The sequence below is a fragment of the Klebsiella sp. OBRC7 genome (assembly GCF_000293135.1).
Taxonomy (GTDB): domain Bacteria; phylum Pseudomonadota; class Gammaproteobacteria; order Enterobacterales; family Enterobacteriaceae; genus Klebsiella; species Klebsiella michiganensis.
On record NZ_ALNJ01000027.1, the window covers coordinates 1 to 22,388 of the forward strand.

Below are 22,388 nucleotides of genomic sequence, written 5' to 3' on the forward strand. Positions count from 1 at the left end.
GCGTTCGCGCGTGAGCGGATTATCGCGGGTAAAGGTGGCATGACCTTCAGCATCATGCCACTGGCCGTTGGTGTACAGATTGCAGGTTATTGTCATTATTGGCTTCTCCTGGCGTTACGATTTGCCGAGTGTACCGGGTTGCGCCGCCGCGCGGTGGCGGTCGGGCGGTTATCGCCCGCTTTTTTCGTAACTTTGTGCAGGGTTCACATTTATGAGGAAGGTCGATGACGCCAATTGAGAGGATGTTGAATTTATCGGCGAAAACGCGGTTTTTAGCATAACCTGATAGCAATTGATTATTTGCCGGTTGAATTCTCCTGTGCTGTTATTAAAGGACTTATAACAAATTCATAAGGCTTATAACCATGTCTACAGGGAAAACGTTTCTTGCGCTGGCGTTGAGCGCGCTACTGCCGGCGGCAGGCGCCTGGGCGGCGGGCACCGATACGCTGGTCTATTGTTCCGAAGCTTCGCCGGAATCTTTCAACCCGCAGATTGCCAGCTCGGGCCCATCTTTCGTCGCCAGTTCCCAGGTGCTTTATAACCGCCTGATAAACTTTGACCCGGTCAAAAATACGCCAATTCCCTCGCTGGCCACCGAATGGCGCGTCTCCCCGGACGGTAAAACCTGGACTTTCACCCTGCGTAAGGGCGTGCAGTTCAACAGCAACAAATACTTCAAGCCGACCCGTGATTTCAACGCCGATGACGTGCTGTTCTCGGTGCTGCGGCAGAAAGATACCAGCCATCCGTACCATAATGTTTCCCAGGGACATTACGAATACTTCCACGACGTTGGGCTGGATAAGCTGATTAAAGACGTCAAAAAAATCGATGATTATCACGTGCAGTTTGTGCTGAACGAGCCGAACGCGGCGTTCCTCGCCGACTGGGGAATGGATTTTGCGTCCATTCTGTCTGCCGAATATGCCGATGCGATGCTGAAAAAAGGCACCCCGGAGTATGTTGATACCTGGCCTGTCGGCACCGGACCTTACGCGCTACAGCAATATAAAGCGGATTCGCTGATCCGCTATGTCGCCAACCCGCACTACTGGGACGGTGACGTGCCGACCAAACACCTGATTTTCTCGATCACACCGAACGTTGAGACGCGGCTGGCGAAGCTGCAAACCAATGAATGCCAGATTATTCCCGCGCCGTCGCCGGTACAGTTCCCGGTGATTAAGGGCAATAAAGATCTGGCGCTGCATGCGGTTGAGGCGCTCAACGTTGGCTATCTGGCCTTTAATACCGAGAAAAAGCCGTTTGATAACGTACTGGTGCGCCAGGCGCTGAACTACGCTACCGACAAGCAGGCAATCGTGAAAGCGGTCTTCCTGGACTCCGGCAGCGTCGCGAAATCGCCGATCCCCGCCAATATGCTGGGCTATAAGAAAGATCTGCCTGATTACGACTACGATCCGCAAAAAGCGAAAGATCTCCTCAAGCAGGCCGGGCTGGAAAAAGGGGCCGAAGTCACCCTGTGGTCGATGCCGGTGCAGCGGCCGTATAACCCCAATTCCCGACGTATTGCCGAGATGATTCAAAATGACTGGAGCAAGGTTGGGATCAAAGCCAAAATCGTTACTTATGAATGGGGTGAATACCTTGCCGGCATGCGCAAAGGCGAGCACGACAGCGCGCTGTTTGGCTGGATGTCTGATAATGGCGATCCGGATAACTTTGCCGGCACTCTGTTAAGCTGCGATAACATTAAAACCGGCTCTAACGTTGCCCGCTGGTGCGATAAGTCTTACGATGCGCTGGTGAAAAAGGCTATCCTGGTCAGCGATCCCCAGGCGCGCGCTAAGCTATACGGCGAGGCGCAGGCGATTTTTCAGCAGCAGACCCCCTGGATCACTCTGGCGACCGGGAAGACCTTCTACGCGACGCGCAGCAACGTCAGCGGCTACAGCGTGAGCCTGATGGGCAGCGATTTTTCCAAAGTTAAACTCAACTAAGCCGCAAGGAGAAAAACATGTCGCATCTGGATGAGGTCGTCGCGCGCGTGGACGCCGCGATTGCCGAAAGCGTCATTACCCACATGAATGAACTGCTGATCGCGCTGAGCGATGACGCGGAGCTGGGACGGGAAGAGCGCTACGTTCAGCAGCAGCGTTTGCGGACTGCCATCGCCCACCATGGCCGCCAGCAGCACGAGGAGCAGGAGGCGCGCCGGGAGCAGCTGACCCGCGGCGGCGAAATTCACTAGCTTAGCGGCTAGAACTGGCGTCTGGCTACCAGCCAGGCGCCGACCACCAGCATCACCGCGCCGCAGAGCGGGCCAACCAGCGCGCGAAGCGGGACGTGGTGCGCGCGAATCAGATCTATCACTAACGCCCCCACCAGCTGGCTGGCAATCAATACCGCAATGGTGGTTGCCGCTCCGACGTTCTGATAACCGCTGATGCTGGCAAAGACGAAGAACGAGCCCAGCAGGCCGGGAATGAGCGTCCACCACTTTACGCTAATCGCCAGCTCCTGAAACCCCGCCGCGCCGTGCTTAAGCAGCAGTATTGTCACGAAAATCACGATGCCAACCAGCGAGTTAAGCAGCATGGCGATCAGGATGGTCGATGCGGACTGGGTAATGCGCACCATCAGCGTGTTTTGCAGCACCAGCCCGACGCCAGCGGCGATTAAACAGGCCAGGGTCAGCGTTTGATTCATGCGCTGCCGTCCGGATCGCGGCGATCGTCAAGCTGCAGCTGCATAAAGGTCAGATCCAGCCAGCGGCCAAATTTCGTGCCGACCTGCGGCATCTGCCCGGTGGTGATAAAGCCCAGGGTATCATGCAGATGCAATGAAGCCTCATTTTGCGCTTCAATGCCGGCGACCATGACGTGCTTATTCAGCCGTTTCGCCTCGGCGATAAGGGCGACGAGCAGGCTGCGGCCCAGCCCTTTCCCTTGATGATCGGGGTGGACATAGACGGAATGTTCGACGGTGTGGCGAAAGCCGTCAAAGGCGCGCCAGTCGCCGAAGGAGGAGTAACCGGTAATCACGCCGTTTTCTTCGCTCACCAGCACGGGATAACCGGCTATCTGCCGGGCTTCGAACCAGGCAATACGGTTGTCGGTATCGACGGTTTTGTCGTTCCAGATGGCGGCGGTATGGACGACCGCGTGGTTGTAGATTTCAGCGATTGCTGCGCAATCGTCTTTGCTGGCATGGCGGATGCTCATGGTAACCCTCAGGCTTGTTCACTATAGTAGTACGATATTATTACAATAATGTACGCAAGGCTGTCACCTGGTTTAGGCATAAATTTTTCCTCTGGCTTGCCGACTCCCACAGTTGTCTGTCCAGGACTCTCCTGTCTCATCGTTCAAATCAATACTTCCTGTTTTACAATTGATTAAACGTATCACTATTACTCAGCAGTCATATTTTCAATTTTTATTTACCGGTTTTATATTTTGATGACATTTAGTAATGAAGTTGTGGTCACGATAACTTCATGATTGTATTGAAAATGATACAAATCATTGTGATAGCATTCCCTTTTTGATTTTTACGCAATAGAAATAGCTTAACCCCGGAAGATATATTGTTATTAATCAGAGTGCGTATGGAAAAATATACGGCATGACTCTGGTGGATTTCATAACGATATTCCATTCATACCATTATGCGTATTTATACGCAGGGATTGATTTCGCTAATAAGGGTGAAGCAATGGCGCGTAGGAAAAATATGAAAGTAGTAGTGCCTTCGATACTGGCAATTATTATTGGTAACGTATTAGTCAATACCACCATGGCGGCTGAAACCAATATGCTACAGGCGGCACCGGCTTATACCGCGACGCAGACTAAAGGGGAGACGCTGTGGAGCAATGAGGATACGGCAATCGGTATTTTAGGATCCGTACGTTTAATGGCCAAAACGGACTCTAATCATACTCAGGAACATAATATACAGAATAATGACTCGCGACTGGGGGTTGCCGTGCGGCATAATTTTGACCTGAACGGCCTGAGTAATTATGCCATCGGTTATTATGAGACCGGCGTTCATGGTTTAGATTCCGCCACCGATGATCAGGGCAATGATGTTTATACGCGGCAGGCTTATGCCGGTATTGGCAATGATCGCTATGGCGTGGTGACCTTCGGCAAACAGTATGCCCCCACGGACTGGGGGCTGGGTATTGATACGACTTATGCCTGGGGCGGTAAAGCGAAACATGATACCGCCGGAATGTCGACGGATATAATTAATTCCGCGGCGATCTACTATTACAGTGATAAAAATATGACTGTTGGCATCATGGGACAAGGCAATGACAATGTCGATAGCATCGGGTTTGCAGCCTACGGCGATGGCCCCAACCTGCACGACGCGTACCGCGATGGGTCAGCCACCGTTCACGGCGGAGCGGCGGCTGCCGCGCAGTACCGTTGGGATAACGGCTTCTCCGTCTCCAGCGCGGTGGCGTATAACAATTACACGGTAAATAGCGGCTCAGTCAGCGGCTGCCAGAATTTTGGCCCGAATGGCCACTGTTTTAATTACACCGATAATAACGGCGATGCCTATGACGGCAATACTTATAGCATGGGCATGAACGCGAAATATACGACAAGCGTCGGCGATCATGCCTGGTATAACGGCGCGGAGGTGATTTATTACCTTAATAAAGTGAATGATGTTACAGCGGCGACAAGCGGTCATTACGATCGTAATACCCGGCAGGGCGATGACCAGGAAACGGTGCTTGGCCTGGAATATGACTCTCAGTTTAAAATCACGCCGGCCTGGGGCGTGTACGTTGATTTTAACTGGTCGCAGGGCGGCGATGCGATGGAGGGGCAGCACTTCCAGTCAACGGTATTAGGCACCGATTACTGGCTGGGGAAAAACGCGGTGACTTATCTTGAATACGGCTACGAAAAAGCCTGGGGCAACGATAACGAAGCGTGGAATATTGACGACAATCTCGGCGCAGTGGGGCTGCGCGTCTTTATCTAAGCGGGATTATTTCTTTTCATTTATTGCCGTAACGATGTTTAAATTAACGGATTGAATGACTCTCTGTGTTTGCCCGGCCAATTATAGCCGGGCTTTATCATCTTCATTTCCGACGGCGGGCGTCTGGTTGTAGAAACAGAAGGGCTACACTATAGTGTCACGTTATGAATACTATAGAAGACAACCTCAACCAGCGCATCAGCGCACGCATCCGAATCGAGCGGGAATCCCGCGGCTGGTCGCTCAGCGAACTCGCCGAGCGGGCAGGGGCGTCGCGGGCGATGATCCACAAGATCGAGCGCGGCGAAAGCAGCCCTACGGCGTCGATGCTTGGACGACTTTCCGGCGCCTTCGGCATTAGTATGTCGACGCTGATCGCCAGGGCGGAGATGCAGGAAGGCAAGCTGCTGCGTTTTGCTCATCAGCCGGTGTGGCACGATCCGCAGAGCCACTATCTTCGGCGTCACGTTTCCCCGCGTAGCGACCTGCCTATCGATTTGGTGCAGGTGGAACTTCCGGCTGGCAGCGACGTTCCTATGCCCGCGTCATCCTATGCGCTGGCCCGGCAGCTCATCTGGCTACAGCAGGGCGAACTGGTCTTTCTCGAAGGCAACGCGCGCCACGAAATGCAGGCGGGGGATTGCCTGGAGCTCGGGCCGCCGAATGACTGCCGCTTTATTAATGAAACCACGCAGCCCTGCGTCTATCTGGTGGTCCGGCTCAATCAATCTGCCTCATAATGTCAATGCGCGTTGCCGGGAAAGCAGCTAGCCTCAATACAGACTTGTCAAAAGAGGAGTTTGTTATGGCTTTCAATCCGCAACGCCACCGCCGCTGGCTGCTGGCATCCCGTCCGCACGGCGAGCCGACCGGAGAAAACTTCCGCCTGGAAGAGGGGGAGGTCGCTTCTCCCGGGCCGGGGCAGCTACTGCTGCGCACCGTCTATCTGTCTTTAGATCCCTATATGCGCGGGCGGATGAGCGACGCTCCTTCCTATTCGCCGCCGGTCGCCGTTGGCGCGGTGATGGTGGGCGGCACCGTGAGCCGCGTCGTGACATCGAACCATGATGATTATCAGCCCGGCGACTGGGTGCTGGGCTACGGCGGCTGGCAGGATTATGAACTCTCCGACGGCAGCGGGCTGGTGAAGTTAGGCGAGAGCCCGGAGCACCCTTCCTGGGCGTTGGGGATCCTCGGCATGCCGGGCTTTACCGCCTATATGGGGCTGCTGGATATTGGTCAGCCGAAAGCGGGTGAAACGCTGGTGGTTGCCGCCGCCACCGGGCCGGTTGGCGCAACGGTCGGACAGATTGCGAAGCTGAAAGGCTGCCGTACGGTGGGCATCGCGGGCGGCAGCGAGAAGTGCCGCTATGCGGTAGAAACCCTTGGCTTCGACGTCTGCATCGATCACCGCGCGCCCGATTTCGCCGTCAAACTGCTTGAAGCCTGCCCGCAGGGGATCGATATCTACTATGAGAACGTGGGTGGGAAAGTGTTTGATGAAGTGCTGCCGCTGCTGAACACCTCGGCCCGCGTGCCGGTTTGCGGCCTTGTCAGCGGCTACAACGCCACCGCGCTGCCCGACGGCCCGGATCGTTTACCGCTGCTGATGGCGACAATCCTCAAAAAACGCATCCGTATGCAGGGCTTTATTATCGGCCAGGATTACGGGCACCGGATTGCCGAGTTCCAGCAGGAGATGGGGCGCTGGGTGCAGGCAGGGAAAATTAAATACCGCGAGCAGGTCGTTGACGGCCTGGAGAACGCGCCGCAGGCGCTCATCGGTCTGCTGAAGGGCGAGAACTTCGGTAAAGTGGTGGTTCGCGTCTCTCCTGACGAGTAGCTTTTTCCCGGCAGGCATCGCGCCTGCCGGTTTTATGATGATTTACGCGTAAAACGCCAGCCGCTCCGCCAGCAGGTCAACAAACGCCTGGCGATCGACATCGAGCATCACCGTTGCGTTCGGCTTCCTGCCGGTCAGATTGTAGAAATCGACCACGGTCATTCCCTGGGTATATTTCCCTTGTGTTTCCACGCCGACCCAGCGTTCAACGGTGGTAAACATCTCCGGCTTCAGCAGCCAGGCGATAGTGCAAGGGTCGTGCAGCGGCGCGCCGACAAAGCCCCATTTCTCATCCTTATGATACTCAAGGAAGAAGTCGAGCAGTTCGGCGACGATGGTGGATATCGGGTTGCCAATGCGGCGGAAGCGCTCAATATCCTCAACGTGAATTTGCGCTTTATGGGTGACGTCTAACCCGGCCATCACCACAGGAATGCCGGACTGGAAAACGATCTCCGCCGCTTCCGGGTCGACGTAGATATTAAACTCCACCGCCGGCTGCCAGTTCCCCAGCACCATTGCGCCGCCCATAATCACAATACGGTCGATTTTGGCATGCAGTTCCGGATGGCTGTTCAGCAGCAGGGCGACGTTGGTTTGCGGGCCGGTTGCGACGATGGTGACCGGCTCGGCGCTGTCGCGCAGGGTTTTGGCCATCAGCTCGACGGCGGTGCACGCCTGGGCGGCAAAGCCCGGTTCCGGCAGCGCCGGGCCGTCAAGACCGCTCTCGCCATGCACGTTGTCGGCGATAATCAGCTCCCGCATCAGCGGCTTAAGCGCGCCGCCGGCTACCGGGATATCCGGGCGTTTAAGCAGGGTGAGCATGCGCAGGACGTTGCGCAGGGTTTTGTCCGGGGTCTGATTTCCCGCGGAGGAGGTGACGGCTTTAACATTGAGTTCGGGTGAGGCGAGGGCAAGAACGAGGGCAATCGCGTCATCATGACCCGGATCGCAATCGATAATCACTGGCAGTGCCATGGCAGCTCCTTGTTGGCGTTATTTTGTGACAAGGGTAACGCCGTAAAGCGGCATAGACGAGGCTTAGCGCAGGATAGTGTGATGACGTGCACGATTGAGCGCCGATATCGCGCGACGCCTTACCAATCTATCTGCTTGATCCTTGCGCAATCAGGGGGTAGCCATGCGGTGGCGCAAAAAGTCGCTTCTCGCGGAGGCCTATAATGATAAAACGACGCAACCATACAAATATTCATGGTTTGCTTTCCGCCAACGGATTCTTATTCTAAAGAAAACTCCAGGAGATAATCGCAATGAAAGATGTTGTAGATAAATGCAGTACCAAAGGCTGTGCCATCGACGTAGGCTCGATTATTGATAACGAGGACTGCGTCTGGCGGGTTGAGAAAAACTTCGCCAGCCGCGAAGAGGCTGAGTCCACCCTGGCGGCGGTTCGCCAACGTGCCGAAGCCGCCGCGCCCGCCAGTGAGCCGCCGCAGGTCGACTATACCATTGAGGCCGCCGGCGATGAGACAAAGCTTGAGGCTTCGATTGCCTTCTCCTGCCAGGCGGAAAAGATCATTTTCGAATTGTCGTTAAGAAACGTGATTTAACGTCAGCGAGCGCCCACGGCTCACCCTCAACAGGATCCTGCGTGCGATCCCGTTGAGGTGCCGTGGTCAAACGTTACTCAAACCGCCATGCCAGGTTTAGACCGATACCGTAGTTACGGCCCGGCGCCGGTTCGTAGTAGCGGCCGTTGGATTCATTCACGATAACCGATCCCGCGTAGCTGCGGTCGAACAGGTTATCCACGCGGCCAAACAGATCCATATCCATCCTGCCGTAGCTCCATTTATAGCCGGTCGTCAGGCCGACCACCGTCCAGGACGGTGCTTTGGCAGTGTTCTCATCGTTAGCCATAATATCGCTCATATAGCGAATATCGCTGCCCGCGTACCAGCCTTTTTCGGGCTGGTAGCCAAAGGAGGCATAGCCCATGTTGCGGGCGATCCCCGGAATGCGATTGCCTTTACAGCTGGTATCATCACAGACGTTGGTACGATAGGTCGCATCCAGCCAGGTCCAGGCCGCTTTTAAACGCCAGCTCTCGCCGAACTGCTGATCCAGCCCCAGTTCCATCCCCTGACGACGGGTTTTCCCTGCGTTTTTGTAGCTGGTACGCCCGCCGCTGCTGGTGTCGACGACAATCTCATTGTCGGTGTCGGTCTGGAACAGCGCGGCGGTCAACAGGCCGTTGCCGATACGCGCCTTGCTGCCAATTTCAACGGTTTCGTTGGTGGACGGCTGCAGGCCAAAGTTCAGCCCACCCTGGTCGCCGGAGCGATAGGAAAGCTCATTGATGGTCGGCGTTTCGAAACCGCGTCCGGCGGAGACGTAGACGTTCCACGCGTCGGTTACCGCATATTTCAGCGATCCTGCCGGCAGCCATTTATGATAGCTGGCCTCGCCGCTGTCATCACCATTGCCCGGCGTAATGTAATAATCGTTGGAATCGAACCAGACCGAGCTGTAGCGCACGCCCGCGTCCAGAGAGAGTTTCTCGGTGAGCTGCCACTGGGTTTGCAGATAGGGATCGACGTTCCACATCAGGTTACGCTCGTTGCGGCGCAGGTCTCCCTTTTCACCGTACTGCGGCGCGCCGTTGCTCATAACAAAGTTTTCGTAACCTTTGCGGCGCTCGCTCATAGTTTCGTAATCAAGACCGGTGGTAAAGGTGATCGGCACCAGCAGCTCGCCGCGGTGGGTCCAGCGGGTATCAATCCCCTGGTAGTGACGCGTCAGGTCGATAACGCCGCCAGCATGGGTGGGTTTGAGCTGCGGAGCGCGAGGAATCGATTGATACTGGGTGGTTTCACGTTCACCGGCGTACATCATCACGCTCAGATCGTCCTGCTCGCTCAGCTGTCGCTCGTAGCGTAAACCGGCCTGGGTCTGTTTGATGGTTTTGCGGGTATTGTACTCATCACCTCTTGGCGACTGGCGCGGATTGTTTTGCCATTCGTCGTAGCTCAGGCCGCCCGCGTCATTAGCTTTAATATCCACGCTGTTGAACAGCAGGGTCAGCTTGCTGACGTCATCGATACGCACGCCGAGCTTCGCGTTGGCGAGATTCTTACGCGCGCCGCTATGGTCGCGGAAGCCGTGGGTGGTGAAGCGGTTGGTAGATACCACGTAGTCGACGTCGCCCGCGTGGCTGCCGTCGCCCACCGCGCCGGTCGCTTTCATACCGTAATGCCAGGTGCCAAAGCTGCCGTAGTAGCTGCTGGCTTCGATAGTGGGCGGCTGGCTTCCGGTCTGGCTGGTGGCGTTGATCACGCCGCCGGAGGAGTTACCGTACAGGGCAGAAAAAGGCCCGCGTAGCACCTCGAGCGAATCGAGGCTGCCAATATCAATATTCGAGGTTTGCCCCTGGCCATCGGGCATGGTGGCCGGGATACCGTCGACGTAAATACGCAGCCCGCGCACGCCGTAGGTGGAGCGGGACCCGAAGCCGCGAATCGAAAGCTGCAGATCCTGCGCGTAGTTCTGGCGGTTTTGCACCTGCAGTCCCGGTACCGCGCCCAGCGACTCGGAGAGGTTTACCCGCGGCGCGGCCTGGCGCATCTCATCGCCGTTAACCACGCTAACGGCGGCGGGGGTATCGAGTTCAGAAACCGCCGACGGCGCGGCGGTAACCACCATGGTCTGTTCAGCGGCGAGAGCGGTTGGCCCTGCGGAGACCAGCGGCAAAAGCAGAGCGGGGAACGCGGCGGCGCGCACGGAAAGGATTTTCATCAAAGTTACTCACAAAACGAACCAAACGGAACATATGTATATATGTTAGCTCTTTTGTAAATTTTTTGAAAAGACTTAACGGAATTTGAGTTAACAAATAGCAAGAATTGCGTGATGCCGAGAGCGCTACGGGTAATTAACGCTCCACATTGCGATAAATAATGATTACTATTCGCATTCCAAAGAAGAGCGCAAAGCGATGATTTTGCGCCCCGGAAGCACTGTCGAGCAGGCATATATTTGTTTTATCAAAGGGAGTCGTCATGTCATTACGTCATCTGTCCGCGCCGCGTCTGCGCCGTTCACTGTTGTTAACTTCGTTACTGCTGGCGGGGAGCTTTAGCGCCCACGCGGCGGAAGAAATGCTGCGCAAAGCCGTCGGCAAGGGTGCATACGAAATGGCCTATAGCCAGCAGGAGAATGCGCTGTGGGTGGCCACCTCGCAAAGCCGATCGCTGGATAAAGGCGGTATCGTTTACCGTCTCGATCCGACGACTCTCGAAGTCACGCAGATTATTCATAACGATCTGAAACCCTTCGGCGCGACGATCGATAACGCCACTCAGACCCTGTGGTTTGGCAACACCACCGACAGCACCGTCACCGCTATTGATGCCAAAACCGGGAAAGTGAAAGGGCGTCTGGTGCTTGACGCCCGCCAGCGCAGCGAAACCGTACGTCCGCTGGCCCCGCGCGAGCTGGCGGTCAACGAGAAAACCAATACCGTCTACATTACCGGGCTGGGTAAAGAGAGCGTGATTTGGGTGGTGGATGGCGACAAGCTAACGCTGAAAGACACTATCGCCAATACTGGCGCAATGGCGACCGGCCTGGCGCTGGACGCGGAAGCGAACCGTATCTATAGCACCAATGCCGACGGGGAACTGGTGACTATCGACAGCACCAGCAACAAAATCCTGTCGCGTAAAAAGCTGCAGGATGATGGCAAAGATCACTTCTATCTCAACCTGAGCCTGGATACCGCCGGACATCGCGCCTTTATCACCGACGGTAAACAGCCGGAAGTGCTGGTGGTCGATATTCGCGATGGCAAAGTGCTGGAGAAAATCGCCGCGCCGGAGTCGCTGGCCGTGCTGTTTAACCCGACGCGCAATGAAGCCTACGTGACGCACCGTAAAGCCGGCGAAGTGAGCGTGATCGATGGTAAGACCTACAAAGTGGTCAAGACCTTCAAAACGCCGACTCATCCGAACAGCCTGACGCTCTCCGCCGATGGTAAAACGCTGTACGTCAGCGTGAAGCAGGAGTCGACGCGTCAGAAAGAGGCGACCCAGCCGGATGACGTTATCCGCATCGCGCTGTGATCCTGACGGGAGGGGACAACCTCTCCCGACATCAGTGTGCTCGCACTGCAGCCGGGTTGCGGCTTACGCCTCACCCGGCCTACAAAATGCACTGTTTGCCCGAAAACCGCACCCATCCAGATATCACCCTCTGTTACAAACACTTATTAGCCTGATAAATGTAATGGCTATAAACTTACGGCTTTCCTGCGCAAGCGGGACGGTGGCATTAATCCTGGAGAAAAGATGAAAAAATCATTAATGGTTGTTTGCGCCGGCGCGATGCTGGCTCTTCTGGCGGGCTGTAGCTCAAATTATGTCATGACGACAAAAAGCGGGCAAACAATCGTAACGCAGGGCAAGCCGAAGCTGGATAAAGATACCGGAATGACCAGCTATACTGATGAGTCGGGCAATAAGCGCCAGATTAACAGCAGCGATGTGGCCCAGCTGGTGGAAGATAATTAAGTTGTGCCGTTGCGGTTTGCCCGGTGAGGCAAACCGCAAAGTGATTTATTGCTGTTTTTCAATATTCGGCGCGGTGCTATGAATGTCATGCACGCGCTTGCGCACGCCAAACCAGCCGGCGACCAGCAAAACGGCAATCAGCGGAAGCGAACCGATGGTATAAGTCCCATTCGGATAATCGAAAGCCATTAATACCAGCACGCTAAGCAGGAACAGCAGAGTCAGCCAGGAGGTAAAAGGCGCCCCCGGCATCTTGAAGCTAACGTCCGCCGCTTTGCCTTCCTTGATCGCCTTACGCAGGCGCATCTGGCACACCACAATAAAGCCCCACGAGGCGATAATCCCCAGCGACGCGACGTTAAGGACAATCTCAAATACCTGAGAAGGCACGAGGTAGTTGAGGAATACCCCAACGACATATACCGCCAGCGTCGCCAGAATCCCGGCGTAGGGCACGTGGTGGCGGCTCATTTTCGACATAAACTTCGGCGCCGAACCGCCCATCGACATGGAGCGCAAAATACGCCCGGTGCAGTAGAGGCCGGAGTTGAGGCTGGAGAGCGCGGCGGTTAACACCACGATATTCATCACGCTGCCGATATACGGCACGCCAAGCTTCGAGAAGAAGGTGACGAACGGGCTCTGCCCGGCCTGATAGGCATTCCACGGCAGCAGCAGCACCAGCAGCAGCACGGAGCCAACGTAGAACAGACCAATACGCCAGATAACGCTGTTAATGGCGCGCGGCACCATGGTCTGCGGATCTTTACACTCGCCAGCGGCGGTACCCACCAGTTCGATAGAGGCGAAGGCGAACACCACCCCCTGTACCAGCACCAGCGCCGGCAGCAGGCCGTGCGGGAACAGGCCGCCGTTATCGGTAATCAGGTGGAAACCGGTGGCATTGCCATCCAGCGGCTTTCCGCTGCCAAGAAAAATAGTCCCGACCACCAGAAACGCGACGATCGCCAGAACTTTCACCAGCGCGAACCAGAACTCCATCTCGGCGAACCATTTCACGCCGATCATGTTCATGGTGCCGACAATCGCCAGTGCGCCGAGGGCGAAGACCCACTGCGGAACGTCGCCAAACGCGCCCCAGTAGTGCATATACAGCGCGACGGCGGTGATATCGACGATCCCGGTCATCGCCCAGTTGATAAAGTACATCCAGCCCGCAACGTAAGCCGCTTTTTCGCCGAGGAACTCGCGGGCGTAGGAGACGAAGCTGCCGCTGGAGGGGCGATGAAGCACCAGCTCGCCCAGCGCGCGTAAGATAAAGAACGAGAAGAGGCCGCAGACCAGATAAACCAGCGCCAGCGCCGGTCCGGCCATCTGCAGGCGCGCGCCCGCGCCGAGGAACAGGCCGGTACCAATCGCGCCGCCGATGGCAATCATCTGCACCTGACGGTTGCCCATCGCCTTGTGGTAGCCCGACTCCTGGGAGTTCAGCCAGTGGCGTTTGGCAGCGTGCTGCTCCGCCACGCTAGAGTGTTTTGTATTCATTGATGTCGCTATTTTCCTGTCAATGTCCATGAAGTGGTTCGTGCTGCTGGCTCTCTCATCATTCTGAGGAATGAGATAAGCGAGCATGGCGGAGAATCCTACACGTATCGGAAAATGGACGCACGCAAAAGATTTGCGGACAGCACTTGCTTAAATATCAATGAGATCGGAAGCTTTTCGGCGTTCGCGCATGATGGGGAAATTTTGCTCATCGTTTTAACATTATTGCGCTATTATTCTCCGCCCGCGTTTTGCCCGAGAGACCACGATGAAAATCAACGTAGTAGGGACCAGCGGCGTCGGCAAATCCACCCTCGCGCGTCGGCTGGCTCAGGAACTGTCGCTGCCTTATATTGAAATGGATGTGCTCTACTGGCTGCCCGAGTGGCAAGGGACGCCGGACGATGAGTTCTACGCCAAACTCGCCGCCGCGCTCGCTGCGCCCGGCTGGGTGCTGGACGGCAACTATAACCGCAGCCGCCCGGTAAAATGGCGCGATGTGGATCTGGTGGTATGGGTGGACTACAGCTTCTGGCGCACGCTCCGCCAGGCGGTCAGTCGCGCGGCTTCACGCGCAAGCCGACGGCAGGAGCTGTGGCCCGGCACAGGCAATTGCGAAACCTTCCGCCGCTCTTTCTTTAGCCGGGACTCTATTATTCTCTGGACGCTGAAAACCTGGCGCAACAATCGCCGGCGTTACCTGGCGGATATGCAGGACCCGCAGTATCAACACATTCGCTTTGTTCGTTTACGCGACCAGCAGCAGACCGAGGCGCTGGTGCGCGAGCTTCGGCAGAATAGCCGATAATCCCCCGGCTCGCGCTGCGCGTAGCCCGGACAGATGCGCAGCATCGCCTCCGGGGCAGTTACCTCACCGCATATCTAATTTCCGGCAGAGCAAATGTAAATAAATTGTTTCTCACTGACCGCGGCCGCTTCTAATAATGCAGACATGTTAATTCACATGAGCCTGCGAAATGTCTTATCGAATCAGTATCCTGGATAAAAGCCCGCTGGCGGCCGGAGAAACGGCTGCCCAGGCGCTGGCGCGTACATTAACGCTTGCGCAACAGGCGGAAGCCTGGGGCTATCATCGCTTCTGGATAGCCGAACATCACAATACCGAGCAGCTTGCCAGCCCGTCGCCGGAACTGGCGATCGCCTGGATCCTCGGCCAGACCCGCCGGATTCGCGTTGGCTCCGGCGGCGTCATGCTCCAGCACTACAGCCCGTACAAAGTGGCGGAAAACTTCAATATGCTGGCCTCCCTCGCGCCCGGCCGCGTCGACCTCGGCGTGGGCAAAGCCCCCGGCGGCCTGCCGCTCTCTACCCGCGCGCTGCAGCAGGGACTTAATCCCCAGCAAAAGGGGAGTTTTGCCGACCAGCTTGCGCAGCTCGATAACTGGCTGTCGCTGACCGAAACCGACGGGGAAGAGAGCGTCCGCGCAACGCCGATTCCGCCGCGTCGCGCTGACGGCTTTCTCCTCGGTGCCAGCCTGGAAAGCGCGCAGCTGGCGGCGCAGCTGGACTGGAATTTCGTCTTCGCCGCCCATCTCAACGGCGATAAGCAGCTGCTGCGCGAGGTGTTAACCCGCTGGCGCGAACTGAGCCGGCGCGACGCGATTATTGCCGTTCAGGTCATCGTGGCCGAAGAGGCCGCGACGGCGGCAGAGCTGGCAAAATCTGTCGAAACGTGGGGCGTTGAGCTGGAAAACGGCCAGCGGGTCACCGTCGGCAGCGAAGCGCAGGCGGCCGCCTTTGCCCGTCAGGCGGGCAGCAGGCCGACGCGCATCGCCCGGCGGGAATCGGCGGCGCTGTTCGGTACCCCGGAGCAGGTGAAAGCGCAGCTGGATGCCCTGCAGTCGGCCTGGAACATCGACGAATTTATTATCGACACGCCCATCAACGATGGCGCGGCGCGCGTTAACTCCCTGCGTCTGCTGGCTCGAACGCATTTGAGCGCGGAGGTGCAGCCATGAGCCTTTCCGAACAGTTAATTCGCTGGCGGCGCGAACTGCACCAGTACCCCGAGCTCTCGCTGCAGGAGGTCGACACCACCGCACGTATTGGCGACTGGCTGCAGAGCGGCGGCATCAGCCTGCTGCCTTATGAACTGAAAACCGGCGCGGTTGCTGAAGTGGGCAGCGGCGATAAGGTGATAGCCCTGCGTGCCGATATCGATGCGCTGCCTATCGAAGAGGCGGCCAGCGTGCCGTTTCGCTCGTTGAATGCCGGCGTGATGCACGCCTGCGGGCATGATATTCATACCAGCGTGATCCTTGGCGCGGCCTTACTGCTGAAACAACGCGAAGCGCAGCTGGCGGGACGCGTCCGTATTCTGTTCCAGCCGGCGGAAGAGAGCTTCGGCGGCGCGAAAACCCTGATTCGCGCCGGCGTGCTGGAGGGCGTTTCCGCCATTTTCGGTATGCATAATGAACCGGGTCTGCCGGTGGGCGAATTCGCCACCCGAGGCGGCGCGTTTTACGCCAACGTCGATCGCTTTGTGTTTAAGGTGACCGGCAAAGGGGCTCACGCCGCCCGGCCTCATGAAGGGAAGGACGCCATTCTGCTGGCCAGCCAGCTGGTAACCCTGCTGCAAAGCGTCGCCAGCCGCGAAGTGAATACCCTTGATTCCGTGGTGCTTAGCGTCACGCGGATTCAGGGTGGCAATACCTGGAACGTCCTGCCGGAAAGCGTCGAGCTGGAAGGTACGCTGCGCACCCACAGCAGCGCAGTCCAACAGCGGGTGAAAGCGCGGGTAAGCGAGATTGCCGCCGGCTTCGCCAGCGCCTTCGGCGCGCAGATCGATGTCTTCTGGTACGCCGGGCCGACCGCGCTGGTCAATGATGAGCGCTGGGCCGCTTTCGCCAGCGATGTGGCCGAACGGTCCGGCTACCGCACGCACCAGGCGGATCTCCATCTCGGTGGGGAGGATTTTGCCGTTTATCTTCAGCATATTCCCGGCGCGTTCGTCAGCATCGGCAGCGCCAGCGAATTTGGTCTTCACCATCCGGCGTTTAACCCGGATGAGCGTTTAATCGCCCCAGCGGCGCACTACTTTGCCGATCTGGCAGAGCAGGCATTAAAAGCACTTTAATTATTCAGGGTCATTGACTAAGGATTAACGATGTCTGAACAACGGCAGCTGCGCATTGGTACCATATTACACGGCGCATCGGGAAATATGTCGGCCTGGCGCCATCCGGCCGCGCTGGCCGACGCCAGTATTAACTTTGAGTTCGTCAAGCAGACGGCGTTAAAAGCGGAAGAGGGCAAGTTCGATTTTATTTTTGTTGCCGATGGCTTATATATTAATGAAAAATCGATCCCGCATTTTTTAAATCGTTTTGAACCGCTCACCGTATTATCCACCCTTGCGGCGGTAACTTCGCGTTTAGGCTTGGTCGGTACCCTGTCGACCTCCTACAGCGAACCCTTTACCACCGCCCGCCAGTTCGCCAGCCTCGATCATCTGAGCGGCGGCCGCGCGGGCTGGAACGTGGTCACCTCACCGCTGGAAGGCTCAGCAAAAAACTTCTCCCGCGCCCAGCATCCCGATCATGCGCTGCGCTACCGTATTGCCGATGAATATCTGCAGGTTGTCAAAGGCCTGTGGGACTCCTGGGAGCAGGACGCGTTTATTCGTAATAAAGAGAGCGGCCAGTTCTTTGATAAAAATAAGCTGCACACGCTTAATCATCACGGCGATTTCTTTAAAGTAGCCGGTCCGCTAAATATTGCCCGCACGCCGCAGGGCCGACCCATTATCTTTCAGGCGGGCGCCTCCGATGACGGTAAAAAGTTAGCCGCCAGCCACGCTGACGCTATTTTTACCCATCAGGAGTCGCTGGCGGAGGCGCAGGCCTTTTATCGCGACGTCAAAAGCCAGCTTGCAGCGCACGGCCGCCGGGAGAGCGAACTGCATATCTTCCAGGGCGTCAGCGTCATTGTTGGCGACAGCGCCGACGATGTGGAGCAGCAATACCAGACCACCGCTGCGCTGGTATCGATTGAGGACGCGCTGAATTATCTCGGCCGCTATTTTGAACATCACGACTTTGCCCAGTATTCGCTGGATGAGGCGTTCCCGGATATCGGCGACCTCGGGCAGAACAGCTTTCGCAGCACCACCGACGAGATAAAACGCAACGCCCGCGAACGCGGCCTGACGCTGCGCCAGGTGGCGCTGGAGGCGGCCAGCCCGCGACCGCGCTTTGCCGGAACCGCCGAAGAGGTAGCGGATGGTCTGCAGCAGTGGTTTGAACAGCGCGCGGCGGACGGTTTTATTATCCAGGGCGGTACGCCGGATACCTTCCCGCGCTTTGTGGACCAGGTGGTACCGATTCTTCAGCAGCGCGGAATATTCCGCCGGGAATATCCCGGCACCACGCTGCGCGAAAGCTTAGGGCTGGCAGAGCCCGTTAATCAATTCCAAAAACAATAATAGAGAACACCCGCTATGCAGAAAACGCAGAAAAAATCGCTATTACTGGCGCTGGCGCTGGCGCTGGCCGTTAGCGCGTCATCCTGGGCGCAGAACGTCACGATCAACGGCACCGGCGTGAGCCTCGAGGCCAACAAAACGCCGATTCATACGGCGAAAAACCCGCAGGCTATCGCGCAGCTGCCGAAAGGTCTCCACCTGGCGGTGCCGGGTAAGCTGACCGTCGCGGTCGCCGCGCTGAACTCACCGCCGCTGACCGTGTTTTCTGACGATAACAAAACCCTGCTCGGCAGCGAGGTGGATATCGCCCGCCTGGTGGCCGACAGCCTCGGGCTGGAGTTGAATGTGGTACCCACCTCGTGGGAGGACTGGCCGCTTGGCGTCGCTTCCGGCAAATATGATGCGGCGGTCAGCAATATCACCGTGACCAAAGAGCGCAAAGAGAAGTTTGATTTCGCCACCTACCGCAAAGATTCGCTGGGTTTTTACGTCAAGAGCACCAGTCCGCTGAGCAAAATTGAAAAAGCGGAAGATATTGCCGGGCTGCGGATTATCGTCGGCTCCGGCACCAATCAGGAAGCCATTTTGCTGGCGTGGAACGCCGAGAATCTCAAGAAGGGGCTGAAGCCGTTTACGCCGGTCTACACCAAAGACGACGCCGCCCAGACCCTGGCGCTGCAGTCCGGGCGCGCCGACGCCTTCTTCGGCCCCAACGTGATCGGCGCGTGGAAAGCGGCGCTGACCGGCAAAACCAAGCTGGTAGGCAGCGTTGACGGCGGCTGGCCGAAGGCGGCGCATATAGCCGTGACGGTGAAAAAAGGCAGCGGTCTGGTTGAACCGGTACAGACGGCGCTGAACGGCGCAATCCGCAGCGGCGACTACGCGAAGGTGCTGAACCGCTGGGGGGAAGGCGTGGAGAGCATTCCGCAATCGGAAATCAACCCGGCCGGACTCGGCGACTAACAGGAGGCATGATGAGCGATCTATTCCGCGATGTCTCTCCGGAAGCGCCGGAGCTGCAGCCGATTATTGAGGGCCTGTTCGGCGAGTACGCCGCGCGCTACGGCGACTATTTCTCCCGCGATACCGAAGTCGAGCTAACTGAATGGTATCTGGCGCCGCAGGGGCTATTTATCGTGCTGGAGCGCGAGGGGGAAATTATCGCCACCGGCGCGTACAAACCGAAAGATGCCCATACGGCAGAAATCAAACGTATCTGGACCCATCGTCGTCTGCGCCAGCAGGGGCTGGCGGCGAAAGTGGTGCAGGAACTGGAGCGACGGGCGCTGCTCGCGGGCTACAGCCATATCTATCTGACCACCGGTTTTCGGCAGCCGGAAGCGGTGCGGCTCTACCTGAGCCAGGGCTACGAGGCGCAGTTTGACCTCAGCCGCGATCCGGAAGAGTACAGCCTGCCGCCGTTCGATGGTCGACTGCGCTTTACGAAAGCGCTGGCGGTCAGCGCGCTGAGCCAGAGCGCTTAAGGAGCCAATATGCATACCCAGGAAACGATTAAGGTTGTCCCCGCGCGCTATCCGCTGCGGGCGGTAGGCGCGGTGCTGGCGCTGCTGGTGCTGGCGGTGGTGATTCAATCGGTCGCCTTTAACCCGCGCTGGGAGTGGCGCGTCTTTGCCCGCTGGTTCTTTGACCCGGTGATCCTTGAAGGTCTCGGGCAGACGCTGCTGCTGACCCTGCTGGCGACGGCGCTGAGCGTTATTCTCGGCGGCCTGCTGGCGCTGGCCCGGCTCTCTAGTTCATGGCTGCTGAGCAGCCTGGCCTGGGGCTATATCTGGCTGTTCCGCTCGCTGCCGCTGATCGTGGTGCTGATTATTCTCTACAACTTCTCCTATCTTTACGACACGCTAGCGATAGGCATTCCGTTCACCGCGATTCGCTGGGCCAGCTTTGAGACCATCAACGTGCTGGGGCAGTTTTCTACCGCCGTTGTCGGGCTGACCCTGGTGCAAAGCGCCTACACCGCCGAAATTATCCGCGGCGGCTTTCTCGGGGTCGATCACGGGCAGTATGAAGCGGCGGCGGCGCTGGGGCTTCCGGCCAGCCGTCGCACCCTGCGCATTATCCTGCCGCAGGCGCTGCGCACCATTTTACCGGCGGGCTTTAACGAAATTATCAGCCTCGCCAAGGGGACGGCGATGGTTTACGTGCTGGCGATGCCGGAGCTGTTTTACACCATCCAGATGATCTATAACCGCACCCAGGAAGTGATCCCGCTGCTGATGGTCGGCGCCGCCTGGTATCTGGCGATCACCAGCGTACTGTCGCTGATCCAGTATCTGGTCGAGCGCGGACTGGCCCGCAGCGAACGCCGCTCGGCGGTCAATAGCGCCCGCAGCAGTCGTCGCGCTGAACCCGTGCGCCGCCCACAACCGCAGGAGCCTGTCCATGTCCAACTCTCGTAACGGTCATATCTCCATTACCGGCGTCAGTAAATACTTTGGTCGCCATAAAGCGCTGGACGACGTGTCGCTGGAAATCGAACCCGGTACGGTGACGGTGATCCTTGGGCCGTCCGGTTCGGGAAAATCGACGCTGCTGCGGGCGATTAATCATCTGGAGCGCGTGGATGAAGGCTTTATTCAGATCGATGGCGACTATATCGGCTATCGCCGTAAAGGCGACAAGCTCTACGAGCTGAAAGAGAAAGAGATCCTCCGCCAGCGGGTTAACGTCGGCTACGTATTTCAGAACTTCAACCTGTTCCCGCATCTGACGGTGCTGGAAAATCTGATTGAAGCCCCCATCGCCCATAAGCAGGCGACCCGCAAAGAGGCTATCGCGCGGGCGTATGACCTGCTGGACGTGGTCGGACTGCGCAACAAAGCCGATGCCTGGTCGCGACACCTGTCCGGGGGCCAGCAGCAGCGCATCGCTATTGCCCGGGCGCTGGCGCTTAATCCGCGGGTAATGCTGTTCGATGAACCGACCTCCGCGCTCGACCCTGAGCTGGTGGGGGAAGTGCTGGACGTGATTAAAAAGCTGGCGCGCTCCGGCACCACGCTGGTGGTGGTCACCCATGAAATCGGTTTTGCGAAAGAGGTGGCGGACCGGGTGGTGTTTATGGTCGACGGCAAGATAGTCGAGCAGGGCAGCAGCGACGCCGTGCTGAACCAACCGCAGCATCCGCGTACGCGGCAGTTCTTATCGAGGGTATTAGCGGCATGAGAAACGGACTTTTGGCCCTGACACTACTCTCTTTATCTGCGGCATCGCAGGCGGCTATCGACCTGCGCGCCAACGAGCAGCCGCTGCCGGTGACCCGCGATGAGCAGGCGATCGCGAAGATCCCGGCAAATTACGCCTTCGTCGAGCCGGGTACCTTAACGGTGGCGATTTCGGCGCTCAATTCGCCGCCGCTGGCGCTGTTGGCCAGCGATAACCGCACGCGTATCGGCAGCGACCCGGATATTGCCCGGCTGCTGGCCGGCAGCCTCGGGCTGAAGCTAAAGCTGGTGCCCACCGCCTGGGAGGACTGGCCGCTGGGGATTATTTCCGGACGCTACGACGTCGCGCTGGTCAATATTGCGGTGACCGAGCAGCGGAAGGAGAAGTTTGATTTTGCCACCTATCGCGTTGACTCTCTGGCTTTTTCCGTGAAATCAACCAGCGATATCGCCCGCGTGAGCGGTCCGGCGGATCTCGCGGGTAAAAAAGTGATCGTCGGGTCCGGGACTAACCAGGAGCGGATTTTGCTCGGCTGGAACGCCGAAAACGAAGCCGCCGGGCGGCAACCCGCGCTGCCGGTCTACCTGACCGATGACGCCTCGGGCAACCTCTATATTCAGTCCGGTCGCGCGGACGTGTTCTTTGGACCGCAGTCGGTAGCGGCCTATAAAGCGGCGCTCAGCGGCAAAACCAAAGTCGTCGGCCTGGGGCCGAAAAAAGCGTACGTTGCCACGACGACCAAAAAGGGCAACGGCCTGGCTCCGGCGCTGCAGGCGGCGCTGAACGGCGCGATTGCTCGCGGCGAGTATCAGAAAGTGCTGGCGCGCTGGGGAGAGCAGGGCGAAGAGGTGACGCAATCGGAAGTGAATCCGCCGGGGATAACCTACTAAAAAACCGCTGTTTCGCA

At 57.6% G+C, this 22,388-nt stretch carries 21 protein-coding genes and 1 pseudogene; 16 read left to right on the forward strand and 6 right to left on the reverse strand.

The features are described from left to right. Positions 1–96 (reverse strand): hypothetical protein (locus HMPREF1144_RS33480; RefSeq protein WP_009652207.1); only part of this gene is annotated, 96 nt, incomplete at its 3' end. A 269-nt stretch (positions 97–365) separates the two neighbouring features. Here HMPREF1144_RS33480 and HMPREF1144_RS05990 point away from each other — a divergent pair. Continuing rightward, entirely contained in the window at positions 366–1,964 is a 1,599-nt protein-coding gene (locus tag HMPREF1144_RS05990; protein WP_009652283.1) for an ABC transporter substrate-binding protein, read from the forward strand. 17 nt (positions 1,965–1,981) lie between these two features. After that, complete coding sequence (locus HMPREF1144_RS05995; RefSeq protein WP_004120770.1) at positions 1,982–2,215, forward strand: YdcY family protein; 234 nt, start codon at positions 1,982–1,984, stop codon at positions 2,213–2,215. An 8-nt stretch (positions 2,216–2,223) separates the two neighbouring features. Here the strand turns inward: HMPREF1144_RS05995 and HMPREF1144_RS06000 are convergent, their stop codons facing one another. Next, entirely contained in the window at positions 2,224–2,673 is a 450-nt protein-coding gene (locus HMPREF1144_RS06000; RefSeq protein WP_004850616.1) for a DMT family transporter, read from the reverse strand. Next, positions 2,670–3,188, reverse strand: coding sequence for a GNAT family N-acetyltransferase (locus tag HMPREF1144_RS06005; protein ID WP_004850619.1), 519 nt, complete (start codon positions 3,186–3,188; stop codon positions 2,670–2,672). The genes HMPREF1144_RS06000 and HMPREF1144_RS06005 overlap by 4 nt, the downstream gene beginning before the upstream one ends. A gap of 493 nt (positions 3,189–3,681) precedes the next feature. Here HMPREF1144_RS06005 and HMPREF1144_RS06010 point away from each other — a divergent pair, with 493 nt between their 5' ends. The 3 genes from HMPREF1144_RS06010 to HMPREF1144_RS06020 all read left to right on the forward strand — a co-directional run bounded on the left by HMPREF1144_RS06010 (position 3,682) and on the right by HMPREF1144_RS06020 (position 6,820). Then, complete coding sequence (locus tag HMPREF1144_RS06010; RefSeq protein ID WP_042927122.1) at positions 3,682–4,977, forward strand: porin; 1,296 nt, start codon at positions 3,682–3,684, stop codon at positions 4,975–4,977. Between the two features lie 164 nt (positions 4,978–5,141). After that, a complete protein-coding gene (locus HMPREF1144_RS06015) occupies positions 5,142–5,717 on the forward strand; it encodes a helix-turn-helix domain-containing protein (RefSeq protein ID WP_009652267.1) in 576 nt (191 codons plus the stop codon). Between the two features lie 65 nt (positions 5,718–5,782). Next, positions 5,783–6,820, forward strand: coding sequence for an NADP-dependent oxidoreductase (locus HMPREF1144_RS06020; RefSeq protein WP_004850630.1), 1,038 nt, complete (start codon positions 5,783–5,785; stop codon positions 6,818–6,820). 42 nt (positions 6,821–6,862) lie between these two features. Here HMPREF1144_RS06020 and rihA read toward each other — a convergent pair whose 3' ends face one another. Then, complete coding sequence (gene rihA, locus HMPREF1144_RS06025; protein ID WP_004850631.1) at positions 6,863–7,798, reverse strand: pyrimidine-specific ribonucleoside hydrolase RihA; 936 nt, start codon at positions 7,796–7,798, stop codon at positions 6,863–6,865. A gap of 293 nt (positions 7,799–8,091) precedes the next feature. Between rihA and HMPREF1144_RS06030 the strand changes: the two genes are divergently transcribed. Further along, complete coding sequence (locus HMPREF1144_RS06030; RefSeq protein WP_009652180.1) at positions 8,092–8,391, forward strand: DUF406 domain-containing protein; 300 nt, start codon at positions 8,092–8,094, stop codon at positions 8,389–8,391. A gap of 73 nt (positions 8,392–8,464) precedes the next feature. Here the strand turns inward: HMPREF1144_RS06030 and pqqU are convergent, their stop codons facing one another. Next, a complete protein-coding gene (pqqU, locus tag HMPREF1144_RS06035) occupies positions 8,465–10,576 on the reverse strand; it encodes a TonB-dependent receptor PqqU (RefSeq protein WP_009652138.1) in 2,112 nt (703 codons plus the stop codon). Between the two features lie 263 nt (positions 10,577–10,839). On the opposite strand from pqqU, the gene HMPREF1144_RS06040 reads away from it, so the two are divergent. Both HMPREF1144_RS06040 and HMPREF1144_RS06045 read left to right on the forward strand, forming a co-directional pair. Continuing rightward, complete coding sequence (locus HMPREF1144_RS06040) at positions 10,840–11,901, forward strand: YncE family protein (RefSeq protein ID WP_009652135.1); 1,062 nt, start codon at positions 10,840–10,842, stop codon at positions 11,899–11,901. A gap of 225 nt (positions 11,902–12,126) precedes the next feature. After that, positions 12,127–12,348: a YgdI/YgdR family lipoprotein gene (locus HMPREF1144_RS06045; RefSeq protein ID WP_009652277.1), complete on the forward strand. Its 222-nt coding sequence runs from the start codon at positions 12,127–12,129 to the stop codon at positions 12,346–12,348. Positions 12,349–12,393: 45 nt separating this feature from the next. On the opposite strand, the gene ansP is transcribed toward HMPREF1144_RS06045, so the two are convergent. After that, positions 12,394–13,854, reverse strand: coding sequence for an L-asparagine permease (gene ansP, locus HMPREF1144_RS06050; protein WP_025107878.1), 1,461 nt, complete (start codon positions 13,852–13,854; stop codon positions 12,394–12,396). 268 nt (positions 13,855–14,122) lie between these two features. Between ansP and HMPREF1144_RS06055 the strand changes: the two genes are divergently transcribed. From HMPREF1144_RS06055 to HMPREF1144_RS06095, 8 genes and pseudogenes are all read left to right on the forward strand, one after another. After that, entirely contained in the window at positions 14,123–14,662 is a 540-nt protein-coding gene (locus HMPREF1144_RS06055) for an AAA family ATPase (protein WP_009652142.1), read from the forward strand. A 169-nt stretch (positions 14,663–14,831) separates the two neighbouring features. After that, positions 14,832–15,833, forward strand: a complete 1,002-nt coding sequence (locus HMPREF1144_RS06060; protein WP_009652174.1) for an MsnO8 family LLM class oxidoreductase — start codon at positions 14,832–14,834, stop codon at positions 15,831–15,833. After that, a complete protein-coding gene (locus HMPREF1144_RS06065) occupies positions 15,830–16,951 on the forward strand; it encodes an amidohydrolase (RefSeq protein ID WP_009652116.1) in 1,122 nt (373 codons plus the stop codon). The genes HMPREF1144_RS06060 and HMPREF1144_RS06065 overlap by 4 nt, the downstream gene beginning before the upstream one ends. A gap of 30 nt (positions 16,952–16,981) precedes the next feature. After that, positions 16,982–19,261, forward strand: a pseudogene (locus HMPREF1144_RS33485) (NtaA/DmoA family FMN-dependent monooxygenase). 11 nt (positions 19,262–19,272) lie between these two features. Then, entirely contained in the window at positions 19,273–19,782 is a 510-nt protein-coding gene (locus HMPREF1144_RS06080; RefSeq protein ID WP_009652260.1) for a GNAT family N-acetyltransferase, read from the forward strand. A 9-nt stretch (positions 19,783–19,791) separates the two neighbouring features. Then, the gene (locus HMPREF1144_RS06085; protein WP_009652176.1) at positions 19,792–20,718 is read left to right on the forward strand and encodes an amino acid ABC transporter permease; all 927 of its coding nucleotides are present in this window, start codon (positions 19,792–19,794) and stop codon (positions 20,716–20,718) included. Further along, positions 20,702–21,481, forward strand: a complete 780-nt coding sequence (locus HMPREF1144_RS06090; RefSeq protein ID WP_004850657.1) for an amino acid ABC transporter ATP-binding protein — start codon at positions 20,702–20,704, stop codon at positions 21,479–21,481. The genes HMPREF1144_RS06085 and HMPREF1144_RS06090 overlap by 17 nt, the downstream gene beginning before the upstream one ends. Next, entirely contained in the window at positions 21,478–22,371 is an 894-nt protein-coding gene (locus tag HMPREF1144_RS06095) for an ABC transporter substrate-binding protein (protein WP_042927128.1), read from the forward strand. The genes HMPREF1144_RS06090 and HMPREF1144_RS06095 overlap by 4 nt, the downstream gene beginning before the upstream one ends. Positions 22,372–22,388 lie beyond the last annotated feature (17 nt).